This window comes from Streptomyces sp. NBC_00989, from assembly GCF_045162655.1.
Classification (GTDB): domain Bacteria; phylum Actinomycetota; class Actinomycetes; order Streptomycetales; family Streptomycetaceae; genus Streptomyces.
The window spans coordinates 5,442,311-5,458,811 of the sequence record NZ_CP108728.1; the positions used below are offsets into that span (position 1 = coordinate 5,442,311).

15 protein-coding genes are annotated in these 16,501 nt (G+C 71.1%); 4 read left to right on the plus strand and 11 right to left on the minus strand.

The window, feature by feature from the left end; translation table 11 throughout:
- Window positions 1–50 precede the first annotated feature (50 nt).
- Window positions 51–2,198 carry a flotillin family protein gene (locus tag OG714_RS23780; RefSeq protein ID WP_406123863.1) on the minus strand — a complete coding sequence of 716 codons (2,148 nt, stop codon included), beginning with the start codon at window positions 2,196–2,198 and terminating at the stop codon, window positions 51–53.
- A 119-nt stretch (window positions 2,199–2,317) separates the two neighbouring features.
- A complete protein-coding gene (locus OG714_RS23785) occupies window positions 2,318–2,965 on the minus strand; it encodes a hypothetical protein (RefSeq protein WP_406123865.1) in 648 nt (215 codons plus the stop codon).
- 243 nt (window positions 2,966–3,208) lie between these two features.
- Here OG714_RS23785 and OG714_RS23790 point away from each other — a divergent pair, with 243 nt between their 5' ends.
- Entirely contained in the window at window positions 3,209–4,267 is a 1,059-nt protein-coding gene (locus OG714_RS23790; RefSeq protein WP_406123867.1) for a PucR family transcriptional regulator, read from the plus strand.
- A gap of 87 nt (window positions 4,268–4,354) precedes the next feature.
- Here OG714_RS23790 and OG714_RS23795 read toward each other — a convergent pair whose 3' ends face one another.
- The 4 genes from OG714_RS23795 to OG714_RS23810 all read right to left on the minus strand — a co-directional run bounded on the left by OG714_RS23795 (window position 4,355) and on the right by OG714_RS23810 (window position 6,525).
- Window positions 4,355–4,693: an SCO5918 family protein gene (locus tag OG714_RS23795; protein ID WP_406123869.1), complete on the minus strand. Its 339-nt coding sequence runs from the start codon at window positions 4,691–4,693 to the stop codon at window positions 4,355–4,357.
- Between the two features lie 169 nt (window positions 4,694–4,862).
- Window positions 4,863–5,066, minus strand: a complete 204-nt coding sequence (locus OG714_RS23800; RefSeq protein ID WP_019063123.1) for a cold-shock protein — start codon at window positions 5,064–5,066, stop codon at window positions 4,863–4,865.
- A 202-nt stretch (window positions 5,067–5,268) separates the two neighbouring features.
- Complete coding sequence (locus OG714_RS23805) at window positions 5,269–5,622, minus strand: MerR family transcriptional regulator (RefSeq protein ID WP_406123871.1); 354 nt, start codon at window positions 5,620–5,622, stop codon at window positions 5,269–5,271.
- A gap of 135 nt (window positions 5,623–5,757) precedes the next feature.
- A complete protein-coding gene (locus OG714_RS23810; RefSeq protein ID WP_406123873.1) occupies window positions 5,758–6,525 on the minus strand; it encodes a hypothetical protein in 768 nt (255 codons plus the stop codon).
- 288 nt (window positions 6,526–6,813) lie between these two features.
- Here OG714_RS23810 and OG714_RS23815 point away from each other — a divergent pair, with 288 nt between their 5' ends.
- The gene (locus OG714_RS23815; protein WP_406123875.1) at window positions 6,814–7,257 is read left to right on the plus strand and encodes a DUF5994 family protein; all 444 of its coding nucleotides are present in this window, start codon (window positions 6,814–6,816) and stop codon (window positions 7,255–7,257) included.
- 11 nt (window positions 7,258–7,268) lie between these two features.
- On the opposite strand, the gene OG714_RS23820 is transcribed toward OG714_RS23815, so the two are convergent.
- Together OG714_RS23820 and OG714_RS23825 are read right to left on the minus strand one after the other, a co-directional pair.
- Window positions 7,269–8,063 carry a TIGR03943 family putative permease subunit gene (locus OG714_RS23820; protein WP_406123877.1) on the minus strand — a complete coding sequence of 265 codons (795 nt, stop codon included), beginning with the start codon at window positions 8,061–8,063 and terminating at the stop codon, window positions 7,269–7,271.
- The gene (locus tag OG714_RS23825) at window positions 8,060–9,157 is read right to left on the minus strand and encodes a permease (RefSeq protein WP_406123879.1); all 1,098 of its coding nucleotides are present in this window, start codon (window positions 9,155–9,157) and stop codon (window positions 8,060–8,062) included. The genes OG714_RS23820 and OG714_RS23825 overlap by 4 nt, the downstream gene beginning before the upstream one ends.
- Window positions 9,158–9,337: 180 nt before the next feature.
- On the opposite strand from OG714_RS23825, the gene OG714_RS23830 reads away from it, so the two are divergent.
- Window positions 9,338–11,269 (plus strand): NAD-binding protein, encoded by a 1,932-nt coding sequence (locus OG714_RS23830; protein WP_406123881.1) that lies wholly within the window; start codon window positions 9,338–9,340, stop codon window positions 11,267–11,269.
- A gap of 69 nt (window positions 11,270–11,338) precedes the next feature.
- On the opposite strand, the gene OG714_RS23835 is transcribed toward OG714_RS23830, so the two are convergent.
- Entirely contained in the window at window positions 11,339–13,138 is a 1,800-nt protein-coding gene (locus OG714_RS23835; RefSeq protein WP_406123883.1) for a prolyl oligopeptidase family serine peptidase, read from the minus strand.
- 159 nt (window positions 13,139–13,297) lie between these two features.
- Between OG714_RS23835 and OG714_RS23840 the strand changes: the two genes are divergently transcribed.
- Window positions 13,298–14,092, plus strand: coding sequence for an SURF1 family protein (locus OG714_RS23840; protein ID WP_406123885.1), 795 nt, complete (start codon window positions 13,298–13,300; stop codon window positions 14,090–14,092).
- A 67-nt stretch (window positions 14,093–14,159) separates the two neighbouring features.
- Here the strand turns inward: OG714_RS23840 and OG714_RS23845 are convergent, their stop codons facing one another.
- Window positions 14,160–15,479 (minus strand): hypothetical protein, encoded by a 1,320-nt coding sequence (locus tag OG714_RS23845; protein WP_406123887.1) that lies wholly within the window; start codon window positions 15,477–15,479, stop codon window positions 14,160–14,162.
- The gene (locus OG714_RS23850; RefSeq protein WP_019063113.1) at window positions 15,476–16,051 is read right to left on the minus strand and encodes a SigE family RNA polymerase sigma factor; all 576 of its coding nucleotides are present in this window, start codon (window positions 16,049–16,051) and stop codon (window positions 15,476–15,478) included. The genes OG714_RS23845 and OG714_RS23850 overlap by 4 nt, the downstream gene beginning before the upstream one ends.
- Window positions 16,052–16,501 lie beyond the last annotated feature (450 nt).

The following is a 16,501-nucleotide window of genomic DNA, read 5'->3' on the forward strand; positions in this document are numbered from 1 at the left end:
GAGTCCGGAACTGCCGTCCCCTGTGCGGCAGTTCCGGACCGTCTGTGGGGTCAGGCCTTCACCGGGTGGCCGTTGAGCGCGGCCAGCGGGGTGTCCGCCAGGCCCAACTCACCGGCCTTCTCCAGCAGTTGCCGTACCTGACCGGCGTTGGCCGTGTCCGAGGTCATCAGCTTCATCAGCAGCGCGGACACGGTGAGGTTCTGCACGTCGGCCGTGGAGACCGGGCCGAGGACGCGGGCGAGGTCGTCGGCGACGTTCGACGTGCCGTTCAGCCAGGGACCCGCCAGCGCCTGTGCCGTCTGGGAGTTCTGGACGAAGCCGTCGACGCTCTTGCCGAAGGAGATCGACGACATCAGCCGGTCGAGGAAGAGGGAGTCGCCGCCGACGATGTCGATGTCGGCGTGCTCCAGCCCCGTCGCGAGCACCGTGGCCTGCGCCTCCGCGACCTGTCGCTGCACATCGAGGCCGGCCAGCCGGATCTCCTTCTCGGCCTGCAACCGCAGCCGGTACTCTTCGTGGCCGCGCGAGGCGTCGTCGAGGGCGGCCATCGCGGCGGCCTTCTCGGTGAGGCCCTCCGCCTCGGCCTTGAGCTTCTCGCCGATGCCGGTGGCTTCCGCGAGCGCGTTCGCCCGTACGCCTTCGGCCTGCGCGAGCACCTTCGCCTGCGTGCCCTCGGCTTCGGCGAGCGCCTTGGCCCGGGTGCCCTCGGCCTCCGCACGCAGCCGGGCCTCGGTGCCTTCCGCCTCCGCGCGCAGCCGCGCCCCCGTGGCCTCGGCCTCCGCGCGGCCGGCCTTCACGGTGACCTCGGCCTCCTTGTCGCGGACCTGGACCTCGGCAAGTCCGGCCGCGGCGGCCTCCGCCTGGATGCCCTCGGCGAGCCGGAGCTTGGCGCGGGCGTCGAGGTCGGCGGACTTCAACCGGGCGTCGGCGAGGGTGAGTTGCTCACCGGCGCGGTGCTTGGCGGCGGCCTCCGCGGCCTCGGCCGCCTTGATGTCCTTGACCAGCTTCTCCTGCGCCTCCGCCTCGGCGGCGATGATCACGGCCTGGCGGGTGCGCTCGGCCTCCTCGACCACCCGCAGCTTCTTGATGGCCTCTTCCTGTTCGGCGACCGTGCGGTCCACGGCGATCCGCTCCCGGACCACGTCGGCGACCTCGCGGCGTTCGGCCTCGACCTCCTTGTCCTTGGCGATCCCGGACAGCGAGGTCTCCCGCTCCCTCGCGATGACTTCGAGGAGCCGGTCCTTCTCGATGCGCTCGTTCTCGACGGCGATGACCCGCTCGCGGTTCTTCTGCGCGACGGCGATCTCACGGGCCTGGTTCTCGCGCTGGACGCCGAGTTGCTCCTCGGTACGGAGGAACGCGGCCTGTGCGCCCAGCCGTTCCTCCTCCTGCACCTTCGCGGTGGCGGCCTCCTCGCGTGCCCGCAGGACCTCCACCTCACGGCGCTGCTTGATCTCCGCCTCGGCCTGCCTGCGCTCCAGCTCCAGGATGGTCTCCCGGGCGTCGACGTTCTGCCGGGTGATCTCCTTCTGCTCGGTGCGCTGGAACTCGTTGGTGCGGACGTGCTCGATCGTCGTCAGCTCGGTGATCTTGCGGATGCCCTGCGCGTCCAGGATGTTCTGGTTGTCGAGCTGGGTCATCGGCGTCTGCTCTAGGAAGTCGATGGCCGCGTCGTCGAGGTGGTAGCCGTTGAGGTCGGTGCCGATGACCTGGATGATGCGGTCCCGGAACTCCTCGCGCTTGGTGTAGAGATCGACGAAGTCCAGCTGCTTGCCCACGGTCTTCAGCGCCTCGGAGAACTTCGCGGCGAAGAAGTCCTGGATCGCCACCGGGTCGCTCGCCGTCTGGGTGCCGATGGCCTGCGCGACCTTGATGACGTCCTCGACGGTCTTGTTGACCCGCACGAAGAAGCTGATGTGGATGTCGGCGCGGATGTTGTCCTGGCAGATCAGGCCCTCGCGCCCGGTGCGGCGGATCTCGATGGTCTTCACCGAGATGTCCATGAACTCGGCCTTGTGCAGCACCGGCAGCACGACCGCCCCGGTGAAGGTGACGTCGACCTTCTTCGTCTTGGAGACGATCAGCGCCCGCCCCTGCTCCACCTTGCGGAACAGCCGGCCGACCACCAGGAGCAGGGTGAGCGCGATGAGCAGGACAACGGCGACGAACACACCGATGCCGACGGTGATGGCGTTCATGACATGGGTCCCCAAGGGATGAGAAGGCTGATGAAACGGGCGTGGGCCAACAGAGGTTGACCAACAGGGGTTGACCAACAGGCGTAGGCAACGGCCGTGGGCCAACAGGTGTTGGCGGTCTATCCCTTCGTGCCCGGGCCGGTCCTCGGGTCCAGCGCGCTGTCATAGGGCGCGACCCAGAAGAACTCTCCGGTCTCGTCGTAGGCATAGAGCAGCCCGGTGCTGCCACTGGCGAGGGCGCCCGCCGCCGAGTCGCCGTCCGGCTGCCGGACCTGGACCACCGCCGCCGAGCCGTCCGCCGCCCTGACCTCCGCCTGTCCGAACCCGGCGTCGACCCGTCCGGTGCGGATGGTGCAGGTCAGGCCGACGAAGTCGAGCCGCGAGGGCCCGCGTTCGTCGGGGAACAGGCGGTGCAGGGGTCGTACGAACAGCTTGGTCGTCTGCCAGGAGACGTACACCGTGCCGATCAGCACGGCCACCCCGACCAGGACGCCGACGGGGCCCGAAGGGACGAGCAGCACGCTCGCGCAGTAGCTGATCAGCCAGCCGACGGCGACGAACAGCGAGAAGGCGATGGTCACCGGGACCCCGCCGAGCCACCGGCCGTCGACGTGGGCCCGCGAGTGGACGTGGGCGTGCAGGTGGGCGTGTCCGTGCGCGTCGGCCGCGCCGAGCGCGACCAGCAGCCAGTAGAGGACGACCACGACGAGTGCCGCGCTGAAGATGATGGCGGGAAACCCGATCGCGGCAGCGAAGAACGCCCCCATGATCCCGGCCCCCCGTTCCCTCACTCGCCCCGACAGTCCACGGGGATCCGCGGATCGCGGAACCGGTGCGGGACACCTGCCGGTGTCCGGCACCGGAACCTTCCGCGGTGCTCCCCTGGCGCCATGGTGCACGCGGGGTGCACGCCCGCGCATTGCCGGAACCCGGCAGTGTTCATTAGGGTCTTGATGCCGGTGACGCGCTAAGAAAGCGTCACCAGGGCGTCAAGAAAACGGGGGGCGGAGTTGCCGGAGCGCGAGATACCTGAGCACTATCTGGCGGGGTACGCACGGCTCCTGGCGGACGTCGCCGGCACCGGACGCCGCCTGACCCGGGCCGAGTTGGAGGCCCGCCGCACCCTGGGCGAACAAGCCGCCGAGGCCGGTCACGGACTGCGCTCCCTGGTCGACGCCCATCTCGCCGCCACCCGCGCCGCCTGGCCGCAGACCCCCGGTTCCGCGGACTGCACACTTGCCGCGGTGCAGCAGGCGGTCGACGCCTTCGCCGAGGGCTACGAACGCGCGCAGCGTCTCGCCGTACGACAGGAGGAGGCCGCGCGGCGGGAGTTCATCGACGACCTGCTCTACGGCCGCAGCGATCTGGGCCGGCTCGCGGAACGCGCCGAGCGCTTCGGCCTGCGCCTCTCCCACTCGCACGCCGTCGCCGTGGTCGAGGGCCCGACGCCGTACGACGAGAGCGCGCCGGTGCCGCGTCAGGTGGAGCGCGCGATGATCAGCCGTTTCGGTGACCGCAACATCCTGCTCACCACGAAGGCCGGCCGGATGCTGTGCGTCGCGCCCGGCGACCAGGACGACATCCTCGCCCACTTCGCGAAGCAGTCGTACGCCGCCGCGGAGGGCGCCCGCGCGGCGATCGGCCGGCCGCAGCCGGGCGCGGGCGGGATCGTCCAGTCGTACGAAGAGGCCCTGAACACCCTCGAACTGGCCGAGCGGCTCAACCTGGAGGGTCCGCTCCTGCGCGCCGCCGATCTGCTGGTCTATCCGGTGCTCACGCGTGACCGGCAGGCGATGGCGGATCTGGTGCTCGACGCGCTGGGCCCGCTGACCAGGGCGCGCGGCGGTCCGCGCCCGTTGCTGGACACCCTGTCGACGTACTTCGACTGCGGCTGTGTGGCCGCGGAGACCGCCCGCCGGCTCTCACTGAGCGTGCGCGCGCTGACGTACCGCCTGGAACGCATCCATCAGCTGACCGGCGCGGATCCGGCGGACCCCGGCCAGCGGTACACGCTCCAGACGGCGGTCATCGGGGCGCGTCTGCTGGACTGGCCCGACAAGGAGTTGTGAGGAGCCGCGACGCAAAGAGCGACCTCGCGCCCGGATGGATCGGCGGCGTGGTCGCTCGGGGTGTGCGGGGACGTGCGGGCGGAGGCGTCAGCCCAGGGTGGTGCCGATGTACGAGGTCGAGTCGGGGCCGGAGTCCGCGGGGGTTTCCGCGGCGGGGGCCGGTTCGGGCGCGGGGGTGGCGGGCGCCGGCGGCTGCTCGTGGCAGGTGAAGCCGAGCCGGGTCAGGGCCCTGGTCACCTCGAAGGCGGTGAAGTCACGGCGATCCTGCTTGGTGATCACCTCGCCGACCTGCTTCACCGGGTACACCTTGCGACTGATGACGGCGCAGGGACCGGTGACGGGCTGCTCCGGGCGGATGCCCTTGAGCATCGCCTCCACCTCGCTCTTCGTCAGATCGAAGGGGTAACGGGCGATCACGCAGCGCATGGTGCCTCACCTAGGGGTGCGAGCGGGCGGAGAGGGGAGGATTTCTCCGCGGGGAAAGCGGAAGAACGGCCGTGGAACGGCGGGTGACCGAAGAACGGCAAGTAAATGAGCAGATACGAAAAGGGACCCGCACCCAAGGTGCGGGCCCCTGTTTCGCAGCTTCGCGTGCTTAGGCGGGAACGATGTTCTCCGCCTGCGGGCCCTTCTGGCCCTGCGTGATGTCGAAGGTCACCTTCTGACCCTCCTGCAGCTCGCGGAAGCCCTGGGTGGCGATGTTCGAGTAGTGGGCGAAGACGTCAGCGCCGCCGCCGTCCTGCTCGATGAAGCCGAAGCCCTTTTCCGCGTTGAACCACTTCACGGTACCGGTGGCCATGTCTTAACTCCTAGGCAGTGCACGAGATCCGCACTTTACGAATCTCCTCCATCGCCGTGATGATCACCTGCCCGGAGAACCGGTTCAAAATTGGCAACCACAACTGCAACTGAAGTCAGCCTAGCACGGAACCCATTTCCGGGGCGGCGGAATTGGGCGGGAAAAGCACCACCCGAAACGGTGAATTTCTGTTTCGAGGACATCAGATTTTCTCACCATGGGACGAGCCGCGCCGGCCCTCGTGGGAGCGCAGCTCCTCGTTGTCCCGCAGGGCCTCGTCCAGCCGGTCCTCCAGGCTGATGATGCGGCAGGCGGCCTCGATGGGCGTCCCCTGGTCGACCAGCTCGCGCGCCCGGGAGGCCGTACGGAGCTGACGGCGCGAGTAACGGCGGTGACCGCCGTCCGACCGCTTCGGGGTGATCAGCCCTGCCTCACCCAGTGACCGGAGGAAACCGGGGGTGGAGGCGATCAGCTCGGCGGCCCGGCCCATGGTGTAGGCGGGGTAGTCGTCGTCGTCGAGCCGGTCGGCCGCGGGCTGCTGGCTTTCTGCGGGCATGAACACCTTTCCTGCGGCCACCGGGAGGGGACGGCCTGCCGCCGGGGGAGCTGGTTCCCCCGTACGGGAACTCTAGTCGCACCCGGGGAAACTCTGTCGCGGCGAGCACAGATGTCCTGACGGCGGTTGACGCGCTCAGGGGCCCAGAACCAGCACCTGGCAGGCACCCGGAAGCCGTGGATCAAGGCTGTCGCGGCCCATGACGACGTCCTGCCAGCCCCAGGCCCGGTAGGCCGACAGGGTCTCGGTGTCGGTGCGGGGCACCAGGGTGACGCCGAGGGCCGGCGCGTGATCGGCGAGCAGCCGGCGTTGCAGGCGCCGGGCGAGGTTCCAGTCCCGGTCCTGGTAGTGGGTGCGCACGCGGGGCGGGACGACGATCCCGGAGACGGCGAAGAGTCCGCCGGTGACCGCGAGGCCGTGCAGCAGCCGGGGCAGCCGGGTGTCGTGGCCCTGCCACCAGGGATCGGCGGCACGCACGGGGAAGCCGTAGGCGCAGGCCGTCAGGGTCGTGTTCTCGGCGATCAGCAGGGTGAAACCGGGGCGCCGGACGTCACCGGCCAGCCGCCGCAGGAAGGCGGTGCGGGAACGGTTGCCTGTGCGGGTCCCGCCGCGGCTCTCCTCGTACAGCGTGCCCAGGTCCTGGAAACGGTCCTCGATCTGGCGGCGGCTGAGGGGACGGACGCGGTCCCCCTCCCACGGGGACGGGCCGCGCTCACGGTTGGACGGGCGGACGGACGTGCCGCGTTCCCCGCCGGACGTACCCCGCCCGTGGCCCGGCGTCCCGCGTTCATGGCCCGATGTGGACCACGTCCTCTGCCAGCCCGCCGTACCGGCACCGCCACGCCTGTCGAGGGCCACGGGCGCGTCCGCGGTCACCGGCCGACCGGGCACATTCACGGTCATGGGCTGAGCCCTGCCCCGGGCGCGGACACATCCGCCCCGGCGTCGTGGTTCGCCGAGAACGACACCGGTGCGATCCGGCGCACGAGAAATCCTCGGTCCTTTCACGGTACGCCCGCGGACCGCGGAGGGGGTCGGCGTGCCTTTGGCTCGGACCTGCCCGCGCGGGGCGGGAGTACGGTGAGCGGTACCGGGAGTTCTCCGTACCTCGGCTCTGGCGCCGGCGTCGTTCCCAGTGCACCACGGCACCGGACCGCCGCACGACGGACGGCCGGGGACAGGGACCGCGACATGAACGCGCCCACGGACACCCACAGTTCGCCCGCCTCGGACACCATCGCCTCCTCCCCCGACGTGGAGCAGAGCCCCCCGCCCCTCCTCCGGCTGCGCCTCGCCGCCCACACCGCGGTGCCGCGCCGCCTCGACGGAGCCTGGTGGCCGCACTCCTACGACGTGCTCACCGAGGTACCCCGACTACTCGCCGGGCTGCCCCGGACCTGGGGTCACATCGTCAGCGTGATGGTGAACGGGCGGGTCTGGTCGACCGCCCCGGGCCGGATGCTCGTGGCCAACCAGGTCGTACGGCTGCACCGGACCACCGCCGTGCACGCCCCGAACACCGTCGTCCTGCTCGCGCCGGGCCGCGGCCGCTGGGACCTGCTGGTCGTACCGCCGGAGCTGACCGAGGAGGCGGCCGAGCCGATCATGGCCGCCGCGGTCGCCAACCCCCTCTAAAACCAGGGGAGTTACTGGTTCCAGCTCTCGTCGTACGGGTCCTTCGGCGTCGGGATCGGCTTGGCCTGGGTGACCTGGAAGTAGGGGATCGGGCGGTTGTTGATGGGGTCCTTGGTCTGCTTGGGGGTGTAGGTGCCGGTGATCTCCAGCCAGGTGTCCGGCTGAAGTACCGGCGGGATCTTGCCAGTTAGCGCGATCTTCACCGGCTGGGCGTCCGCCGCACAGCAGTTGAGGGCCATGCGGACCAGGAACGGCGCACCGGACTTGTCCAGCGCGACGAAACCGGTGACCTTCAACTGCCGGGTGCCCAGGGACCGTCCGTGGTCGTACACCGCGCGGCTCGCGTAGTCGACCAGGCCGAGGGTGAGCGGGTTGCTGTCGGGGAGCTTGAGGAGACCGTACGGCTGCTGGAGTGCGGTGCCCGTGCGGACCGCGCTGTAGGAGCCGAGGGCCGGCGGGGCGACCAGGATCAGGGCGAAGAGGGGGAGGATCAGGAGCCAGGAGATACGGGGTTCGCGGTGGACGTGTCCCTCGTGGGCCTCGTGGGCGTCGCCCTCGGGGTGGGCCTCCGCGTGCGCTTCCGTATGGGCTTCCCCGTGGGCTTCCGCCTGGGCCTTCTCCATCCGCGTCCGGCGCCACTCGTACCAGGCCGTCGCCAGCGCGGTCACGATGAGGACCGCGCCGGAGAGCAGCAGGAGCGGTTGGAGGCCTGCCTTGACGTAGCGCAGGTAGAGGTTGGTGAAGCCCGCGTGCAGGAGGGCCGCGCCGACGAGGAACAGGACCGCCGCCTGTGCCTGGCGGTTCACAGGAGCACCGCCCCGGTGACGACCGCGCCCGCGATGGCGAGGACGAAGGTGGCGGGTGCGAAGCGCAGGGCGAAGCCCCGGCCGAAGGTGCCCGCCTGCATGGCGAACAGTTTCAGGTCGATCATCGGGCCCACCACCAGGAACGCGAGTTTGGCCGTGAGCGAGAACTGGGTGAGCGACGCGGCCACGAACGCGTCCGCCTCCGAGCAGATCGACAGCAGCACGGCGAGGATCGAGAGGGCGAGGATCGCGACCACCGGGTTGTCGGCGGCCGTGCGCAGCCAGCTCGCCGGCGCCACCGCCTTGAGCGTGGCCGCGGACATCGCGCCCAGCACCAGGAATCCGCCCGCCTGCATCACGTCGTGCCGGACCGAGCCCCAGAACGCGGCCCCCTTGGTCTCCCCCTCGTGCGGCTCGTGGGCGGGCAGGCGCAGCCAGTCGGTACGGCCGATCCGCGTCCACAGCCAGCCCATCACACAGGCCACGAGCAGACTGCCGGCGAACCGGGCGAGCACCATCTCGGGGTTGCGCGGGAACGCCACGGCCGTCGCCGTCAGCACGATCGGGTTGATCGCCGGGGCGGAGAGCAGGAACGCGATCGCCGCCGCCGGGGTGACACCCCGGCGCACCAGCGCCCCGGCCACCGGCACGGACGCGCACTCGCAGCCGGGCAGGATCGCGCCCGCCATCCCGGCGATCGGCACGGCCAGCACGGGGTTCTTCGGCAGCGCGCGGGTGAAGAACGTCGCCGGTACGAACACCGCGATCCCGGCCGACAGCAGCACGCCCAGCACCAGGAAGGGCAGGGCCTGCACGACCACGGCCACGAAGACCGTCATCCAGCTCTGCATCACGGGCGCGGACAGGGCCTGCCGGATCGGGCCCTGCGCCAGCACGACCACGAGCAGCACCATCGTCAGCACGAGCGGCGAGTTGAGCTGCCAGCCGTCCTTCGACTCTTTGGCGGGCGCGGCCGGTGACTTCTCGGCGGGCGCGGCCGGTGACTCTTTGGCCAGCGTGACCGGCGGCGCGGGCACGGGTGGCGGCTGAGGCGGGTCCGTGGTCGGCGCGGCTGGTTCGGTGGTGATGGCCACGGGTGTAGTACCTCCGGCAGGCGCGGGGTTTCGCGAGTTTTGCTCCCTGTCTCTGCATACGGCAGTCGGGGCACGGGTGTTCAGCGGAATACTGGAACCACCCGCCTCCTTGGTGCAGTCTTTCCCCTCGTGGCGAGCAGCGTTCCGAATCAGAGCCCCCCGGGCGGTGCCCGTGCGCACATGGTGGTGTGCGGCGACGACGCGCTCGCGCACCGACTCGCCGTCGAACTGCGCAGTGTCTACGGCGAGCACATCACCCTCGTCGTCCCGCTCTCCGAGGCCACCGCCCGACCACCCGTCGTCGGCCGCGCGCGTGCCGCGTCGGCGGCGCTGCTCGACCGGGTCAACGCGGCGGTGGGCCGGGCCAACGGCAACGGCGGCGGCACTGGCGGTGGTGGCGGCAACAGCAACGCCGGACCCGTCACCTCCGAACCCCCGCGCGGGGAACGGGTGTTGGAGGTCGCCGAGCTGACCGAGGCCGTGTTCGCCGAGGCGGGCGTGGAACGGGCGACCGCGCTGGCCCTCGTCTACGACGACGACGAGACGAACATCCGCGCCGCGCTCACCGCCCGCCGCCTCAACCCCCGTATCCGGCTGGTGCTGCGTCTCTACAACCGGCGGCTCGGCCAGCACATCGAGGAACTCCTCGACCAGGCCGCCGCGTTGGCGACCGGCGACGGCACGGGTACCGGGCCCGGTACCGGGTTCGACGCGTCCACGACCGTGCTCTCCGACGCCGACACGGCCGCACCCGCGCTGGCCGCGACCGCGCTCGCCGGTACCAGCAAGGTCGTCCAGACCGACGGGCTGCTGCTGCGCGCGGTGGAACGGCCGCCGCCGGGACCCGGGGAGGTGGCCGACCCGGGGCTTGCCACGCTCGCCCTGCTGTCGGCGACCAGCAGCGACCCGGCCGGCGCGGACGGCTCCGAGGGCATGGGCGAACAGGGCCCGCGCCTGCTGCCCGACGCGGCGGCCGTCGCCTCGGCCACCGGGCGCGGAACCGTCGTCCTGGAGCAGGTGTCGTACGCCGGGCCGCAGTTGCCGGGCGGGCGCGGGGGCGGTGTCGTGCCCGCGTTCTCCTCGCTCTTCTCGCGGCGGCTGCGGTGGTCGCTGGCGGGCATGCTGGCGTGTGTCATCGCGCTCGCCGTCTCGCTGTGGCTGGTGACCGGTATCCATCCCCTGCGGGCCTTCTATCTGACGTTGCTCGATCTCTTCGCGATCGACGACCCCGCGATCGGGGAACCCCTGGGCCGGCAGATCCTTCAACTCCTCTCCGGGCTCGTCGGGTTGCTGATGCTGCCGGTGCTGCTGGCCGCCGTGCTGGAAGCGCTCGGCACCTTCCGTACGGCGTCCGCGTTGCGCAAGCCGCCCCGCGGGCTCGGCGGGCATGTCGTGCTGCTCGGGCTCGGCAAGATCGGCACCCGGGTGCTGACCCGGCTGCGCGAACTCAACATCCCCGTGGTGTGCGTCGAGGCCGACCCCGAGGCGCGTGGGCTCGCGGTCGCGCGCCGGCTGCGGGTGCCGGTGATCCTGGGTGACGTCACCCAGGAGGGCGTCCTGGAATCCGCCAAGGTCCACCGCGCCCACGCCCTCCTCGCGGTCACCAGCTCCGACACGACCAACCTCGAAGCGGTGCTGTACGCCCGGTCCGTGCGGCCCGATCTACGGGTCGTGCTCCGGCTGTACGACGACGACTTCGCGACCGCCGTGTACCGCACCCTGCGGGCCGCGCACCCCGGTGCCCTGACCCGGAGCCGGAGCGTGTCCCATCTGGCCGCGCCCGCGTTCGCCGGGGCGATGATGGGGCGGCAGATCCTGGGCGCGATCCCTGTCGAGCGGCGGGTGCTGCTGTTCGCGGCGATGACCGTGGGCGGGCATCCCCAGCTGGACGGGAAGACCATCGCCGAGGCGTTCCGGGCCGGGTCCTGGCGGGTCCTGGCGCTGGATACGGCGACCCGGGACGCCTCCGAGGACGTACGGCGCTCGGGGTTGGTGTGGGACCTCCCCGACACGTATGTCCTGCGGAGCTCGGACCGGGTTGTGCTGGCCGCTACCCGTCGGGGGTTGGCGGAGTTGCTGGGGCGGCGGCCCCGGGACCGGGCGGGGACGTAGGGAGCGGGGAGTTCGGATCCCCGCTCCGCACGCGACTCGCGAGAGGACCAGCCCTTCGGGAAACCCTGCCTACTTCCCCAAGTGCCGCTCCGCGAAGTCCAGTTCGAGCTTCACCTGCTTGATCCGCTCGTCCACCACCAGCGACCCGTGCCCCGCGTCGTACCGGTACACCTCGTGCACCGCGCCCCGCGACTCAAGCCGCTTCACGTAGTTGTCGATCTGGCGGATCGGGCAGCGGGGGTCGTTGACGCCGGCCGAGATGTAGACCGGGGCCGTGACCTTGTCGACGTAGGTCAGCGGGGAGGACGCCTCGAAGCGGGCCGGGACCTCCTCGGGGGTGCCGCCCAGCAGGGTGCGGTCCATGGCCTTCAGGGCTTCCATCTCGTCGTGGTACGCCGTGACGTAGTCGGCGACCGGGACGGCCGCGATGCCCAGGGTCCACGCGTCGGGCTGGGTGCCGATGCCGAGGAGAGTGAGGTAGCCGCCCCAGGAGCCGCCGGTGAGGATCAGGCGGGCGGGGTCGGCGAGACCGGAGGTGATCGCCCACTCCCGCACCGCCGCGATGTCCTCCAGCTCGATGAGACCGACCCGGTGCTTGAGGGCGTCGGTCCACGCGCGGCCGTAGCCGGTGGAACCTCGGTAGTTGACCCGTACGACCGCGTACCCGTGGTCGACCCAGGCCGCCGGGCCCGCCGCGAAGGAGTCGCTGTCGTGCCAGGTCGGGCCGCCGTGGATGTCGAAGACCGTGGGGAGGGGGCCCGTGGCGCCCGCCGGCTTCTGGACCAGGGCGTGGATGCGGCCGCCGGGGCCCTCCACCCACACGTCCTCCACCGGGACCGAGCCGGGCGACTTCAGGCCGGGCGGGTCCAGGACGACCTCGCCCGTCGTGGAGCGCACGGCGGACGGCTCGGCGGACGACGACCAGAGGTACTCCACGCTGCCGTCGGGGCGGGCCGTCGCGCCCGAGACGGAACCGGGCGGGGTCGGCACCTTGTCCAGCTCGCCCGTCGCGAGGTCGTAGCGGAACACCTCGCTGCGGGCCTCGAAGCTGTGCGCGATGAGGAGGGCCGAGCCGTCCGGGTACCACTCGGCGCTCACGTCCCCGGGCAGGTCCAGGGACAGGTCGCTCTCGCCGCCCTTCACGACGTCCCACACCAGGGGCTCCCAACGGCCGCGCCGCTGATGGCCGATGAGGAGACGCGTGTCGCCCTCCACGGGTGCGAAGCCGAGCACTTCGAGGCCCAGCTCCTCGGTGCCGCCCTTGGTGTCGTCCAGGTCGGCGACCGCCGTGCCGTCCGGGCGCAGGACGCGCAGCGCCGAGTGCATCGCGTCGCCGTGCTCCGTGTGCTCGATGGCGATCAGCGAGCCGTCGTGCGAGAGGTCGCCGACGCCCGCCGACTCGCGGTGCCGGTAGATCAGCGTGGTCTCGTCACCGGTGCGGGCGAGGTGAATCGTCGTACCGTCCTCGTCCGTGGAGCGGCCGACCACGGCGGTCCTGCCGTCCCGGGCGAGGGCGAGCCCGGCCGGGTAGGACGGTTCCAGGCCGGGGACCGCCGGTTCGTCCGGCCCTCCCTTGAAGGGCTGGCGGCGCCAGACGCCGAACTCGTCGCCGTCCTTGTCGTCGAACCACCAGATCCACTCCCCGTCCGGGGAGAGCACACCGTCCGTCGTGCCGTTCGGCCGGTCCGTGACCTGGCGTTGCTCGCCCGTCGCCCGGTCCCAGGCGTACAGCTCATACGTCCCTGTCGCGTTCGACACGAACAGGGAACGGTCGGGTGCGTCCTCCGCCCAGTCGGGCAGGGACACGCGGGGCGCCCGGAAGCGCTTCTCCCAGTCCGGTGTGTACTCGGACCCGTTGCTCTCAGTCATGGCCCCATACTGCCCGCCCACACAGACATTGCACTGACCGGATCCTCAGCCTGTGGATAACTTCGACCAAGTCCCGGCCGGAGCATTGCCGACGCCGGGTGAACCTTCGGGCCGACCCCCGGGCCAAGCGCCCCACGGCAGCCCCGTACCGTGGAACGCGTGTACCGGTTTCTGCTGACATCGCGCTGGTGGGGCATCAACGTCTTCGTACTGCTCGCCATCCCCTTCTGCATCTTCATGGGGTCGTGGCAGCTGAGCCGGTTCCAGGCGCGCGTGGACAGCAGCCACCAGGCCACCAAGCAGGTCGAGACGGACCGCACGGAAGCCGCGAGCCCCCTCGCCTCACTGCTGCCCGTCGACCAGAGCACCTCGGGCCGGCAGACCACCGCGACCGGCCGCTACGGCAAGCAACTCCTCGTCCCCGACCGCCAGTTGGACGGGAAGAACGGTTTCTACGTCCTGACCCTGCTGCGCACCGACGACGGCAAGGCCCTCCCCGTCGTCCGCGGCTGGATCCCCGGTGAGCCCGACGCCGCGAAGGCACCGGCCGCGCCGACCGGCGAGGTCACCGTCACCGGCTCGCTCCAGGCGTCCGAGACCCCCGGTGACAACGGAGTGAGCGCCCAGGGCGGACTGCCGTCCGGTCAGACCGCCGCGATCAGCGCGGCCTCGCTGGTGAACCTGGTCCCGTACCCCGTGTACGACGCGTGGATCACGCTCGACGAGGGCGACTCGGGGATGAAGGCCGTACCGGCGACCGCGCCCGCGAACACCGGCCTTGACCTGAAGGCGTTCCAGAACCTCGGCTACACCGGCGAGTGGTTCGTCTTCGCGGGCTTCGTCGTCTTCATGTGGTTCCGGCTGCTGCGCCGCGAGGTGGAGTTCGCACGCGACGCGGAACTGGGCCTGGTACCCGAGGACGAGAACGAGGAAGCGGCCCACGCGACGGTCTGACGTGGCCCGGCACGGACACAGCCGGGTCCCCCGACCCGGCTGACCACCTGTAGACCCGCAGTCCGGTCTACGACCCCGCCAGCAGGCCCGTCCGGAAGACCGTGCCCGCGCACGCGTTGGACACCGTGGCCGTGACCGTCGGGGAGCCCGTCGGCGCCGTGTAGGAGACCTGGACGCTGCCGTCGAGCGTGCCGTCCTCCAGGAGTTGGGTGGACGAACCCGTGTCGCCGCTCGTGGACCCGGTGGTGGTGCTGGCGTCCTCGGTGGGCGACGGGGTGGCCGTCGGACCGCCGGTGCCGGTGCCGCCGGTGCTGCCGCTGGTGGGGCAGGTCTCGGAGGGCACCCAGCCGAACTTGACCAGGTAGGAGGAGCCCGGCAGCAGTACCAGCTGCGAGGCCTCCGTCGACGGGTCGGGCAGGCCGCTCGCCGCGTCCGCGGAGCTGTGCTGCGCCACGCCGATCTTGGTGGAGTCGGCGGCACCCACCGCGGCGGTGCCCATGGTGCCGGGGCCGCCGACGGTACAGCTCGTGGTGGACGTGTTGGTGACGGTGAACGTGCCGTAGACGACACCGGCCGAATCGGCGGCGTCCACCGTCGAGTTGGACGCGCCGAACTGGTCGGCCGTGCAGACGGGCGCGGCCGTGCCGGCGCTCGAGGTGGGGTTCGCGCTCACGGTGCCGGGGCCGGTGGTCTTGCCCGTGCCGTCGTTCTTGTGGCCGCCCGGGTTCTGCGAGGCGTGCCCCGAGGTGCCGCCCGAGGTGCTGGAGCCGCCGTCCGGGCCCTTGCCCTGGCTGGTACCGCCCTGTGCCTGTGAGCTGTTGCCCATGATGGACGGGTCGGCGTCCGAGCCGGTGGCGTTCGAGACGTGGACGAGGGCCGGGATGGCGGTGCCGAAGAAGAGCACGGTGGCGGCCATGCCGACGAGGGCCTGGCGCTTGCGGGCCCGGCGGGCCGGTACCGCCTTGCGCAGGTGGTCCAGCGTGCCGTCGCGCGGCTCGACCTCCTGGACCGCCTGGTGGAGCAGTCGGCGCAGGGCCAGCTCGTCGGGGTCGAACCCTTCGGCGGCGTGCACGTCGGGCCCGTGGTCGTCGGGGCCCTGTCCTCCGGGTCCTGGTCCTACGGGGCTTGGTCCTACGGGTCCTACGGGGTGCCGGCCCTCGATGTCCTCGGAGTCCCCGGAGGTCTCAGGGTTCTCGGGGTTCCCGTCGAGGCTCGGCCCGTTCGGGCTCTCTTCGTCGGGGAGGTGGTTCACAGTTCCGTTCCCAGCATGTGATTCGTTCGGCTGTTCCGTGCGCGCCCAGGTCGGGCCGCGCCGGACGTCCGGCTCGCGCCGTTCACGCGAGCCGCTTCCCTCGGCCGTGCCGTTTCCGTCGGCCTTGTCGCTCATGCCGTGGCCTCCATGGCGATCCGGAGGGCGGCGATCCCGCGCGAGCCGTACGCCTTCACCGAGCCCAGCGATATGCCGAGCGACTCGGCGACCTGCGCCTCGGTCATGTCCGCGAAGTAGCGCAGCACCAGGACCTCGCGCTGGCGGCGCTGGAGTCCCTTCATGGCCTTGATGAGGGAGTCGCGCTCCAGCAGGTCGTAGGCGCCCTCTTCCGCGCTGGCCATGTCCGGCATCGGCTTCGAGAGGAGCTTGAGGCCGAGGATGCGGCGGCGCAGGGCCGAGCGGGAGAGGTTGACGACGGTCTGGCGCAGATAGGCCAGGGTCTTCTCGGGGTCACGAACGCGTTTGCGCGCCGAGTGGACCCGGATGAACGCCTCCTGGACGACGTCCTCGCAGGAGGCGGTGTCGTCGAGGAGGAGCGCGGCCAGGCCGAGCAGCGAGCGGTAGTGCGCCCGATAGGTCTCGGTGAGATGGTCGACCGTCGTTCCGGCCGCGACGGCGTCGTCGACACCGTCGCGCTGGTTCGGGATGCGGGCGGGCCGCGCTGCGGGCATCGGCGCGATCACCGGCATGCCGCCGGGCGCACGGGATCCACGCGGAGGCCGTAGGGCCGTGCCGCGTGCCGCAGTGAAGTCGAGTACCTGAGCCACGCCAGTTGGACACGCTTCCCCCCTTGGGGGTTGTACGCGTCGGCCGTCACATTTACGTCAGACGAAACAGACAGTCCACGCACCTGTCTTGCGTCCTCACCCACCCGTCTGGTGTCAGGCAGCACAACCGGCAGTGCGTCGAACACCCTCATGCCTACCCGCTCTTCCCCTGTGTCACGAATGTGCAGGGCGTCCCCACGCCCTCACCGCATCCCCACGCCCACCTGAAGGGCGTTCGCAAAGACGCTCCCCGCTCACCGCGCGGTTGCGGAAAGCGGGGAGTGAAATCTTCGGATGCGGAGGTGGCTGGATTCAAGGGCTCCCAACCATTAATCCGGCCACATCGCGCACACTGATCCTACAAACCCGTGC